Annotated in this window: 8 protein-coding genes; 4 read left to right on the top strand and 4 right to left on the bottom strand. The window is 71.9% G+C overall.

Features of this window, described 5'->3' with window-relative positions; all coding sequences use genetic code 11:
• Positions 1 to 7 precede the first annotated feature (7 nt).
• From dusB to ACZ514_RS18975, 3 genes are all read left to right on the top strand, one after another.
• Entirely contained in the window at positions 8 to 1,150 is a 1,143-nt protein-coding gene (gene dusB / locus ACZ514_RS18985) for a tRNA dihydrouridine synthase DusB (RefSeq protein WP_469125201.1), read from the top strand.
• 366 nt (positions 1,151 to 1,516) lie between these two features.
• Complete coding sequence (ppdK, locus tag ACZ514_RS18980; RefSeq protein WP_468172174.1) at positions 1,517 to 4,225, top strand: pyruvate, phosphate dikinase; 2,709 nt, start codon at positions 1,517 to 1,519, stop codon at positions 4,223 to 4,225.
• Between the two features lie 461 nt (positions 4,226 to 4,686).
• Positions 4,687 to 5,715, top strand: coding sequence for an ArsR/SmtB family transcription factor (locus ACZ514_RS18975; RefSeq protein ID WP_468172171.1), 1,029 nt, complete (start codon positions 4,687 to 4,689; stop codon positions 5,713 to 5,715).
• Positions 5,716 to 5,819: 104 nt separating this feature from the next.
• Here ACZ514_RS18975 and ACZ514_RS18970 read toward each other — a convergent pair whose 3' ends face one another.
• Positions 5,820 to 6,980, bottom strand: a complete 1,161-nt coding sequence (locus ACZ514_RS18970; RefSeq protein ID WP_469125200.1) for an alkaline phosphatase PhoX — start codon at positions 6,978 to 6,980, stop codon at positions 5,820 to 5,822.
• Between the two features lie 329 nt (positions 6,981 to 7,309).
• Between ACZ514_RS18970 and ACZ514_RS18965 the strand changes: the two genes are divergently transcribed.
• Positions 7,310 to 7,714: a VOC family protein gene (locus tag ACZ514_RS18965; RefSeq protein ID WP_469125199.1), complete on the top strand. Its 405-nt coding sequence runs from the start codon at positions 7,310 to 7,312 to the stop codon at positions 7,712 to 7,714.
• A 7-nt stretch (positions 7,715 to 7,721) separates the two neighbouring features.
• On the opposite strand, the gene nirD is transcribed toward ACZ514_RS18965, so the two are convergent.
• Genes nirD through ACZ514_RS18950 form a run of 3 tightly spaced genes read right to left on the bottom strand, consistent with a single transcriptional unit; the run spans position 7,722 to position 11,922 of the window.
• Positions 7,722 to 8,054 carry a nitrite reductase small subunit NirD gene (gene nirD / locus ACZ514_RS18960; RefSeq protein WP_468172162.1) on the bottom strand — a complete coding sequence of 111 codons (333 nt, stop codon included), beginning with the start codon at positions 8,052 to 8,054 and terminating at the stop codon, positions 7,722 to 7,724.
• Positions 8,051 to 10,582, bottom strand: a complete 2,532-nt coding sequence (gene nirB / locus ACZ514_RS18955; RefSeq protein ID WP_469125198.1) for a nitrite reductase large subunit NirB — start codon at positions 10,580 to 10,582, stop codon at positions 8,051 to 8,053. Before nirB ends, nirD begins: the two co-directional genes overlap by 4 nt.
• Positions 10,582 to 11,922, bottom strand: a complete 1,341-nt coding sequence (locus tag ACZ514_RS18950) for an NAD(P)/FAD-dependent oxidoreductase (RefSeq protein WP_469125197.1) — start codon at positions 11,920 to 11,922, stop codon at positions 10,582 to 10,584. Before ACZ514_RS18950 ends, nirB begins: the two co-directional genes overlap by 1 nt.
• Positions 11,923 to 12,100: the final 178 nt, after the last annotated feature.

Raw genomic sequence — 12,100 nt, 5'->3', positions numbered from 1 at the left:
TGGGGGGATGACCACGCTCCCTCCGCCCCTCGCGATCGGCCCGCACACCGTGCAGCCCCCCGTGGTGCTCGCGCCCATGGCCGGCATCACCAATGCCCCGTTCCGTACGCTCTGCCGCGAGTTCTCGGGCGGCAAGGGGCTCTTCGTGAGCGAGATGATCACGACCCGCGCCCTGGTCGAGCGCAACGAGAAGACCATGCAGCTGATCCACTTCGACGCGACGGAAAAGCCGCGCTCGATTCAGCTGTACGGGGTGGACCCCGTGACCGTCGGCAAGGCCGTCCGCATGATCGTCGAAGAGGACCGCGCCGACCACATCGACCTCAACTTCGGCTGCCCCGTCCCCAAGGTCACCCGCAAGGGCGGCGGCTCCGCCCTCCCGTACAAGCGGCACCTGCTGCGCGCGATCCTGCGCGAGGCCGTCGAGGGTGCCGGGGACCTGCCGGTGACGATGAAGATGCGCAAGGGCATCGACGACGACCACCTGACCTACCTCGACGCAGGCCGGATCGCCGTCGAAGAGGGGGTCACCGCCATCGCCCTGCACGGCCGCACCACGGCCCAGCACTACGGGGGCACCGCCGACTGGGAGGCGATCGCCCGGCTCAAGGAGCACGTGCCGGAGATCCCGGTGCTCGGCAACGGCGACATCTGGTGCGCCGAGGACGCCCTGCGCATGGTCCGCGAGACCGGCTGCGACGGCGTGGTCGTGGGGCGCGGCTGCCTGGGGCGGCCGTGGCTGTTCAACGACCTCGTCGCCGCCTTCGAGGGCCGCCCCGAGGACTTCCACGAGCCGACGCTGCGGGAGGTGGCGCGGACGATGCTGCGGCACGCGCAGCTGCTGGGGGAGTGGATCGGCGACGAGGCCCGCGGTGTGATCGATTTCCGTAAGCACGTGGCCTGGTACCTCAAGGGTTTCGCCGTGGGGTCCGAGATGCGGGGCAAGCTCGCGGTGACCTCCTCCCTGGCCGAGCTGGACGCTCATCTGAGCGAGCTCGACCTGGACCAGCCGTGGCCCGACGGCGCGGACGGCCCGCGGGGCAGGACGTCCGGAAACAACCGGGTTGTCCTGCCGGATGGCTGGCTGAAGGATCCGTACGACTGCGCCGGTGTGAGCGAGGACGCCGAGCTGGACACGTCCGGAGGCTGAGAAATCGCCGTGCGTGCCGCGTGATATACGCCACGCATGGGAGAGGTTTCGCTCAGATGAGCGCGTAAGTCACGGGTAAGACTTCCAAAGGGTGGCACTGGGTGCCACCCTTTGTTCGTTCAAGAGTTGAACGCAAATGTATCGATGATCGCTCATCCGAGCGCCTTCAGGCCTCAGAGGCCCCTCCATGCTTCGGGTTCTGAAGGCTCTTCGTGCGTTTTCATTACTCAGTGGTTACTTTCGATCCACTGGCGCACGGGTGGTTACGCCCTCATGACGGCCAAGTGGACGTACCGGGAAGCCTTCGATCTGGGTATGTTCCTGGCCGTCAGGGCAGCCACCCGAGTCCTCGAGGAGTCGAGACCCGTGTCGGAAAACAAAGATCAGAAGTTCGTCTACGACTTCACCGAGGGCAACCGGGACCTCAAGGACCTTCTCGGCGGCAAGGGGGCCAACCTCGCCGAGATGACCAACCTGGGTCTTCCCGTGCCTCCCGGCTTCACCATCACCACCGAGGCCTGCAAGGTCTACCTCGAGAGCGGCACGGCCCCGGCCGAGCTCCGCGACGAGGTCAGCGCGCACCTCGCCGCCCTCGAGGCGAAGATGGGCAAGAAGCTCGGCCAGTCGGACGACCCGCTGCTGGTCTCCGTCCGTTCCGGCGCCAAGTTCTCCATGCCGGGCATGATGGACACCGTCCTCAACATCGGCCTCTCCGACGAGTCCGTCACCGGCCTCGCGACCCAGGCCGGCAACGAGCGCTTCGCGTGGGACTCGTACCGCCGCCTCATCCAGATGTTCGGCAAGACCGTCCTCGGCGTCGAGGGCGAGCTCTTCGAGGACGCCCTGGAGGAGGCCAAGACCGCCAAGAAGGTCACCGTCGACACCGACCTCGACGCCGCCGACCTCAAGAAGCTGGTCAAGGTCTTCAAGAAGATCGTCGCGAAGGAGGCCGGCCGGGAGTTCCCGCAGGACGCCCGCGAGCAGCTCGACCTCGCCGTCGAGGCGGTCTTCAACTCCTGGAACACCGACCGCGCCAAGCTCTACCGCCGCCAGGAGCGCATCCCCGGCGACCTGGGCACCGCCGTCAACGTCTGTTCCATGGTCTTCGGCAACCTGGGCCCGGACTCGGGCACCGGCGTCGCCTTCACCCGCGACCCCGCCAGCGGCCACCAGGGCGTCTACGGCGACTACCTCCAGAACGCCCAGGGCGAGGACGTGGTGGCGGGCATCCGCAACACCGTCCCGCTGGCGGACCTGGAGACCATCGACAAGACCTCCTACGACCAGCTCATGACGATCATGGAGACGCTGGAGACCCACTACAAGGACCTCTGCGACATCGAGTTCACGATCGAGCGCGGCCAGCTGTGGATGCTCCAGACCCGCGTCGGCAAGCGCACCGCGGGCGCGGCCTTCCGCATCGCCACCCAGCTCGTGGACCAGGGCCTGATCGACGAGGCCGAGGCCCTCCAGCGGGTCACCGGCGCCCAGCTCGCCCAGCTGATGTTCCCGCGCTTCGACGAGAACGCGAAGACCGCCCTCCTGGGCCGCGGCATCGCCGCCTCCCCGGGCGCGGCGGTCGGCAAGGCCGTCTTCGACTCGTACACGGCCGTCAAGTGGTCCCGTTCCGGCGAGAAGGTCATCCTGATCCGCCGCGAGACCAACCCGGACGACCTCGACGGCATGATCGCGTCCGAGGGCATCCTGACCTCGCGCGGCGGCAAGACCTCGCACGCCGCCGTCGTCGCCCGCGGCATGGGCAAGACCTGCGTCTGCGGCGCCGAGGAACTCGACGTCGACACCAAGCGCCGCCGGATGACGGTCGGCGAGACGGTCATCGAAGAGGGCGACGTCGTCTCCATCGACGGCTCCACCGGCAAGGTGTACCTGGGCGAGGTACCCGTCGTACCGTCCCCGGTCGTCGAGTACTTCGAGGGCCGCATGCACGCCGGCGCCGACGACGCCGACGAGCTGGTCGCCGCCGTGCACCGGATCATGGCGTACGCGGACCGCGTCCGGCGCCTGCGGGTGCGCGCCAACGCCGACAACGCCGAGGACGCGCTGCGCGCCCGCCGCTTCGGCGCCCAGGGCATCGGCCTGTGCCGCACCGAGCACATGTTCCTCGGCGAGCGCCGCGAGATGGTCGAGCGCCTGATCCTCGCGGACACCGACGGCGAGCGGGAGGCGGCACTCAGTGCCCTCCTGCCGCTCCAGAAGAAGGACTTCGTCGAGCTCTTCGAGGCCATGGACGGCCTGCCCGTCACCGTCCGCCTCCTCGACCCTCCGCTCCACGAGTTCCTGCCCGACATCACCGAGCTGTCGGTGCGCGTCGCCCTCGCCGAGTCCCGCAAGGACGCCAACGAGAACGACCTGCGCCTGCTCCAGGCGGTGCACAAGCTGCACGAGCAGAACCCGATGCTGGGTCTGCGCGGCGTCCGCCTCGGTCTGGTCATCCCCGGCCTGTTCGCCATGCAGGTCCGGGCGATCGCCGAGGCCGCCGCCGAGCGCAAGAACGCCAAGGGCGACCCGCGCGCCGAGATCATGGTCCCGCTCGTGGGCACCGTCCAGGAGCTGGAGATCGTCCGCGAGGAGGCCGACGCGATCATCGCCGAGGTCGAGGCCGCCACCGGCACCAGCCTCAAGCTCTCCATCGGCACCATGATCGAGCTGCCGCGCGCCGCGCTGACCGCCGCACAGATCGCCGAGGCCGCGCAGTTCTTCTCCTTCGGCACGAACGACCTGACCCAGACGGTGTGGGGCTTCTCCCGCGACGACGTCGAGGCCAGCTTCTTCACGGCCTACCTGGAGAAGGGCATCTTCGGGGTCTCGCCCTTCGAGACCATCGACAAGGACGGCGTCGGCTCCCTCGTGCGCCACGCGGTCGAGCAGGGCAGGGCCACCCGCCCCGACCTCAAGCTCGGCGTCTGCGGCGAGCACGGCGGCGACCCGGAGTCGGTGCACTTCTTCCACGAGGTCGGCCTCGACTACGTCTCCTGCTCGCCGTTCCGGATCCCGGTGGCGCGCCTGGAGGCGGGCCGGGCGGCCGCCGAGTCGAAGGGCTCCGACAGCCGCTGAGCCCCCGCGGGCCCCTCAGGGGGCCCGTGAGAGGCCCTCTGAGGGCCTCCGGGGCCCGCAGCCCCTCCTGACCGCGCCCTCCCCCGGTTCCCTGACTGCCGGGGGAGGGCGCTACCCATTTCGCGGCGCGGTCCACGAGACGGTGCGTGTCGCAAAATTTTCAACAATGTCATTACGGCGCCAGGCGGTGGACGGATCCCCACCCGTCCACCGCCTGCCGCCTATCCGCCAGGCACGTCGGCGCTTCCCAGTGCGACCGACCGCCAGGCCCCGCAAAGCCCCCCACGGCCTTCACGGAGCGTTTCGGTCGCACCGGAGTGTGCCTGGCGGAGTACAGGATTTCGCTTGTCACGCCTTCGCCGAAAGGGGTTTCAACTGTGGCTGAAAGGGCGTGGTGACCACGTGTGACGGCATGCATACTCGTGGGGCGGGGGGATTGCGGTTGCACAGGTGGGGGTTCGGTGCTTCGTATCCATTTCACTGGAGTGGACCTGGCACGCGTACGGATGGCAGGGCGTCCCGATGCGTTGTGGGAAACGATTCTTAGTTTTCATCGCTTAAGAGACCGGCGTGACGCCCGGTTCTTCGGCGAATGGCGTACGGAAACCCGTAGCCGGTTGAATGGTGAAACAAGGCTGCTGGGTGCGCTCATACCGGCGCGCGGCTATTTCCCCGATTTCCTGACCCCGGCCGAGGGCCAGTACGGGTGGGACCTCGGGCTCGACGCCCTGCGCGGGCTGCGCCCCGAGCGGCTGCGCCGGGAGCTGTCCCTCGTGGGCTCCGGCGCCGGGACGGGCTTCGGGGCGGCCTTCGGGACCCCGCCGCCGGCCCGGCTGCGGGAGTTCATGGACGGCGGCACCAAGCACCTGCCCCGGCTGCTGGGCGAGCTGCGCGCGTACCACCGGGCGGCCGTGGAGCCGTACTGGAGCCACATCCAGGCGCAGATCGAGGCCGAGCGGGCGGCACGCGGCCGCGCCCTCCTGGACGGGGGCGCGGACGAGCTGCTCTCCTCGCTGCCGCCGATGCTGCGCTGGCGGGCCCCGGTGCTGGAGTGCGAGTACCCGGTGGACCGGGACGTACGGCTGCGCGGACGCGGGCTGCTGCTCCAGCCGTCCTTCTTCTGCCGCCGGACGGCGGTGACCCTGCACGACCCGGAGCTGCCGCCCGTGCTGGTCTATCCGGCCGCCGCCCAGCTGGCCTCCGCGGCGGCGGGCGGGGAGGCCGCCCGGCCCGCCGAGGAGCAGCGCCAGCGCACCCTGGGCAAGCTGGTGGGCCACACCCGCTCGGTGGTGCTGCGGGCCATCGGCGACGGGGCCACCACCAGCGAACTGGCCCGCCGGGCCGGGGTCTCCCTGGCCTCCGCGAGCCAGCACGCCTGCGTGATGCGCGAGGCGGGTCTGGTGACGACCCTGCGCCACGGGAACGCGGTCCTGCACACGGTGACCCCGCTGGGCGCGGCCCTGCTCAAGGGCGGCGCGGTGGTGTCCTGAAGGAGCGGTGGTCTCCTGAAGGACCGGTTCGCCTGGCGCGCGCGCCACGGCCCGGCGGAGGGGCGGCCGCCCCTCCGCCGGGCCGTGGGCCGCCCGGGCGGGTGTCAGACGCGGAACGGCCCGGTCACCTCGTAGGTGATGCCGCCGCTCGACGAGCCGCTCGTACCGCGCTGGCTGCTGAAGTACAGCCGGCTGCCGTTCGGGGAGAGGGCCGGGCCGGTGATCTCGGAGGAGGACTGGCCGGTGACCCGCAGGAAGGGCGCCACCACGTCGTCCGGGGTGATCACGCAGATCTCCATGTTGCCGCCGTCCTCGGCGACGTACAGGTCGCCGTAGGACGACCCGGTGACGTTGTCGACGCCGGTCAGCGGCGCGGCTCCGCCCGGGACCAGGGAGTCGTCGTAGGCCAGCTCGTAGGTGCCGCTCGCGAGGTTGAGCTGCCAGACCCGGTTGTCGCCCTTGGTGGTGAACCAGACGGTGTCGTTCGCGTAGTGGCAGCCCTCGCCGCCGGTGAAGTGCTTGGCGCCGGAGACCTGGGTGCGGGTCGTGGTCGGGGAGCCGTCGGGGTCCGGCACGTTCTGCCAGCTGAAGGATCCGGAGGTCCCGCTTCCGGCGACCATGACCTGGAGCGTGCCGGACGAGAGGTTGCCCCACGTGGTGGGCACGAACCGGTAGAAGCAGCCGTCCGTCTCGTCCTCCGTCATGTAGACCACCTGGCGCACCGGGTCGGCGGCCGCCGCCTCGTGCTTGAAGCGGCCCATCGCGGGCCGCTGCACGGCCGCGTTCACCCCGTACGGGTCGGTCTCGTAGACGTAGCCGAGGCTGACCTCCTCGCACGACAGCCAGGTGTTCCACGGGGTCCTGCCGCCCGCGCAGTTCTGCCGGGTGTTCGAGAGGATCCGGTACGCCCCGGTGACCGTGCCCGAGGAGTTGAACCTCACCGCGCTCGCGCCGCCGCCCGGATTGATCTCCGAGTTCGACACGTAGATCCAGCCGGTCCCGTCCGCGAAACACGCCCCGCCGTCGGGGGCGCTGTGCCAGGTGTACGCGGTGCCGGCCACCTTCTGGGAGGAGCGGGCGATGACCCGGCTGCTGAAACCGGCGGGCAGCATGAGCCCGTTGGCGTCCGCCGCGCCGAGGGCGCCGTAGGGCCCGGCCCCCGGCTGGGCGGGGGCGGCGTACGCGGCCCCGTGGCTGAGGGTGCCGGCGAAGGCGGCGGCGGAGGTGCCGATCACGGCACCGCGCAGGAAGGTACGACGTTCCACGGTCACTCCTGGGGGAGGAGGGCCCGCGCCCGGTCGGGCGCGGGGGTCGCATGCGTCGAGGAACCTAAGGGCGCCGCATGGACGCGGCGCCAACTCCTCATGACGCGCGAGCGACCGGCTCGGGGTCAATGCCCGTGCGGCGCCCGCTGCCCTCCGGGCCGCCCGTGATCCCCCGCCCGGGGCCCTGACCTGCGGAAACGAAATTCCGAAAAAACTTCTCCGGACGGCGATGAGTTCGGGCGGCGGCCCCCGTCTACCCCTTCGACCGCACACGGCGCACGGCACACCGCACACCACGCCGCACGCCCCGCCAGAGAAGAGGAACCGAGATGGCTCAGATGATCTTCGTCAACCTGCCGGTGAAGGATCTGGACGCCGCGAAGGCCTTCTGGGAGAAGCTCGGCTACTCCTTCAACCCGCAGTTCAGCGACGAGACCGCGGCCTGTCTGGTGATCAGCGACACCATCTTCGCGATGCTGCTGACGGAGGCGAAGTTCAAGGAGTTCGCCACCAAGCCCGTGGCCGACGCCTCCAAGGCCACCGAGGTCATGGTCGCGCTCAGCGCCGACAGCCGAGAGAAGGTCGACGGGGTCGTCGACGCCGCCCTCGCGGCCGGCGCCGTCGAGCCCCGCCCCGCGATGGACCTCGGCTTCATGTACGGCCGGGCCTTCGAGGACCTGGACCACCACGTGTGGGAGTACGTCTGGATGGACCCGGCCGCCGTCGAGGGCTGAGCGCCCCTCACGGAGCGGAGGCGGTCCGCACCGGGTACGTCCGGACCGCCACCTCCTCGTCGTCCAGGCAGCGCCCCGACTCCAGGTCGAAGCGCTGCTTCAGCAGCGGCGACGCCACGAAGGGCCGGCCCGCCGCGGCCCCCAGCAGCCCGCGCGACAGGACCTGCGCCCCGGTGAAGGGGTCCTGGTTGCCGATGGCGTACGGGCGCCCCGAACGGTCGAGGAAGACCGCGGCCTGGCTCCCGTCGGGCAGCAGGGCCGCGACCCCCCGCCCGGGGACGAGCACCGACAGCGGGCACACCGTCAGCCAGCCTTCGGCCACCTTCAGTTCGACGGTCATCGGACCGGTCCTCCAATGGTCAGGACGGCCAGGTCGGGCTTGACCTGGTCGCGCTCGGGAACGAACTTCACGGTCGGGTCGGGGGCGCCGGGCGCGTTGACGAAGGACACGAAACGGCGCAGCCGGTCCGGGTCCGACAGGGTCTCGGCCCACTCGTCGCGGTAGTGCGCCACGTGGTCGGCCATCAGGGCCTCCAGCTCCGCGCACAGCCCCAGCGAGTCGTGCACCACCACGTCCCGCAGGTGGTCCAGGCCGCCCTCCAGGCGGTCCAGCCAGGTGGACGTGCGCTCCAGCCGGTCGGCGGTGCGGATGTAGAACATCAGGAACCGGTCGATGAGCCGGACCAGCTCGGCGTCCGAGAGGTCCTGGGCGAGCAGGTCCGCGTGCCGGGGGGTCGCCCCGCCGTTCCCGCCGACGTACAGGTTCCAGCCGCTCGCCGTCGCGATGACGCCGAAGTCCTTGCTCTGCGCCTCCGCGCATTCGCGGGCGCAGCCGGACACCGCCGACTTCAGCTTGTGCGGGGCGCGCAGGCCCCGGTAGCGCAGCTCCAGGTCGATGGCCATCCGTACGCTGTCCTGCACCCCGTAGCGGCACCAGGTCTGCCCCACACAGGACTTCACCGTCCGCAGGGCCTTGCCGTACGCGTGCCCGGACTCGAAACCGGCCTCGACGAGACGGGCCCAGATCTTCGGGAGCTGGTCCACGCTCGCACCGAACAGGTCGATGCGCTGGCCGCCGGTGATCTTCGTGTAGAGGCCGAAGTCGCGGGCCACCTCCCCGATCACGATCAGCTTGTCGGGGGTGATCTCACCGCCCGGGATGCGCGGCACGACCGAGTACGAGCCGTTGCGCTGGAGGTTGGCGAGGAAGTGGTCGTTGGTGTCCTGCAGGGCGGCCTGCTCCCCGTCCAGGACGTAACCGCTGGCGCCCAGGGTCGGGGCCAGGGAGGCGATGATCGAGCCGATGGCGGGCTTGCAGACCTCGCAGCCGTCGCCGCCGCGCGCCTCGGCCCTGCCGTGCCCGTCCAGGATCTCCCGGTAGGACACCAGCCGCCGGGTGCGGACGATCTCGTACAGCTCGGCCCGGGTGTACGGGAAGCAGCCGCACAGCCCCTTGTCGGCGGCGGCGGGCAGCAGCTGCCCGATCACCTTCAGGCAGCTGCCGCAGCCGGTGCCCGCCTTGGTGCACTTCTTGACCTCGGGCAGGGTGGCGCAGGCGGTGATGGCCTTCTTGGTGACGTTGTGGCAGGAGCAGATCACCGCCGTGTCCGGCAGCGCGGACGGACCGAGCGCGACGGGCGCCCCGACCCCGGCGGGCAGCACCAGCTGCTCGGGGGCGACCGGCGGGACGCTGCCGGTGAGCGGGCGCAGCAGCCCGTACGAGTCGGCGTCGCCGACCAGCACCCCGCCGAGCAGTACCCCGTCGGGGGAGACCACCAGCTTCTTGTAGACGCCGGACCGGGAGTCGGACCACACCACGTCCAGGCTGCCCTCGGCGGTGCCGTGCGCGTCGCCGAAGGAGGCCACGTCCACGCCGAGCAGCTTGAGCTTGGTGGAGAGGTCGGCGCCGGTGAACTCCTTCTCCCGGCCCAGGAGGTCCTCGGCGGCGGTCTCGGCCATCTCGTAGCCGGGCGCGACCAGCCCGTAGACGCGGCCGTCGACGGCCTGCGCGCACTCGCCGATGGCGTACACGTGCGGGTCGGAGGTGCGGCAGCGGGCGTCGACGGTGATGCCGCCGCGCTCGCCGACGGCGAGCCCAGCGGCGCGCGCCAGCTGGTCGCGGGGGCGCACCCCGGCCGAGAAGACCACCAGGTCGGTGTCGACCGTGGAGCCGTCCGAGAGGCTCATCCCGCGGACGGAGCCGTCCTCGCCGGTCAGCACCTCCTGCGTGCCGACCCCGGTGTGGACCGTCAGGCCCATGGACTCGATGGTGCGCAGCAGGGCCGCGCCGCCGCCCTCGTCGACCTGGACGGGCATCAGGCGCGGCGCGAACTCCACGATGCGGGTGGCGAGCCCGAGCCCCTGGAGGGCGCCCGCCGCCTCCAGGCCGAGCAGCCCGCCGCCGACGACGGCTCCGCTGGACCGGGTCTTGGCGTACTCCTCGATCGCGAGGAGGTCCTCGATGGTGCGGTACACGAAGCAGCCGGGTGCGTCCCTGCCCGGGACGGGCGGCACGAAGGGGTAGCTGCCGGTCGCCAGGACGAGGACGTCGTACCGGAAGACCCGACCGGAGCGGGAGGTGACCGTACGGGCGCCGGTGTCGACGTGCTCGGCGGGGTCGTCGAGGCGCAGCTCGATCCCGTGCTCCTCGATGAAGCCGGCCGGGGTGAGGGAGAGGTCCTCGGGGGTGCTCCCGGAGAAGTACGAGGTGAGGTGGACCCGGTCGTAGGCGGGCCGGGGCTCCTCGCACAGCACGGTGATCCGGTGCGTCCGGGTGGCCCCGCGCTCGGCGAGGGCCTCCAGGTAGCGCTGGCCGACCATGCCGTGTCCGATGAGCACGATCGCGGGCAGGGGCTCGGGCACGGTCATCAGTGGCCTCCGTCGTCGGTGAGCAGGTGGAACGGGTCGTGCGGGGCGGTCAGGAACTCGTCGCCCTCCCAGGTGCGGGCGAGGGCGCCCACCGTGGAGAGCTCTCCGAGGAGCACTCCGCCGACCAGCCGGTCGCCGCGCAGGACGACCTTGCGGTAGGTGCGGCGGGTGGCGTCGGCGAGGCGGAGCACGTCGTCGCCGGGGAGCGGGGTGGGGTCCCCGAACGCGGCGAGGTCGAAGGGGCCGGGGCCGTCGGCGGTGGGGAGGGTGAGGCGGGTGAGGGCGCGGGTGCCGCCGTACTCGGCGTCGCCCCCCAGCAGGACCGCGGCGAGCGCGTCGGCCTGCTCCAGGGCGGGTCCCGCCAGGCCGTACACCCGGCCGTCGTGTTCGGCGCAGTCGCCGATGGCGTGGACGCGCGGGTCGCCGGTGCGCAGCCGGCCGTCGACCACGACCCCCTTGCGGACCTCCAGCCCGGCCGCCTGGGCCAGCCCGACGCGTGGCCGGACCCCGCAGGCCAGGACGACGACGTCGGCGTCGAGCCGGTAGCCGTCGGCGAGTTCCACCCCGGTGACCCGGCGGGGGCCCGCGCCGGGCGTCCGTCCGGGCAGCCTGCGGGCCGGCGGGCGGGCGGGGCCCGCGCTCGCGGAGAGCGGGGAGGAACCGTTTCGCGGCGGCGCCGCCGGTCCGCCCGCCACGGGCGTCGTGATCAGGCCGCGCACCCGGCATTCCGTGTGTATCTCCACGCCGAGCGCCGTCAGGTGGTCCCGCAGCAGAGCGGAGGCGTCGGCGTCCAGCTGGCGCTCCATCAGGCGCTCCGCCTGCTGGGCGAGGACCACCTGCGCCCCCCTGGCGGCCAGCGCACGCGTCGCCGAGACGCCCAGCAGCCCGCCGCCGATCACCACCGCCCGCACGCCGGGGCGTACGGCCGCCGCGAGGGCCAGGCAGTCGTCCATGGTGCGGAACGCGTGGACTCCCTCGGGGAGTTCCCGCCCGTCCGGGGCGAACAGCCCGCGCAGCGGCGGCAGCACCGGGTTGGAGCCGGTGGCCAGCACCAGCGTGTCGTACCGCTCCACGGTGCCGTCGTCGCAGTGCACGGTGCGGTCCGCGCGGTCGATCCGCACCGCCCGCACCCCCCGGCGCAGGGCCGGACCGGGTTCCGGGAGCGCGGTGACCTCGGGTGCGTACCGGCCGGCCAGCACCTCGGCCAGCAGGACCCGGTTGTAGGGGGCGCGGGTCTCCTCCCCGAGCACGGTCACCGCCGCACCGGGGCCCAGCCGCGCAGCGAGCCGCAGGCCCGCCAGGCCGCCGCCGATCACCACCACACGCTGTTCCGAGGTCATGGCACGAGCGTGCGGGCAGGCTGTTTCCCCGCCGCATCGCCCCTGTTACCCGGACGGAACACCGACCTCAGCGCCCCGGCCGGGGGCCGGTGAGGCGCTCCCGCCCCGGTCAGGGGCGCGTGGGGGCGCTCCGGGCGCCCGGAGGCGCCGCCCGGGACGCCGTCCGCCGGGGCCGGAG

This window comes from Streptomyces sp. NPDC034086 (assembly GCF_055575515.1).
This window is presented reverse-complemented; position numbering and strand designations above follow the sequence as displayed.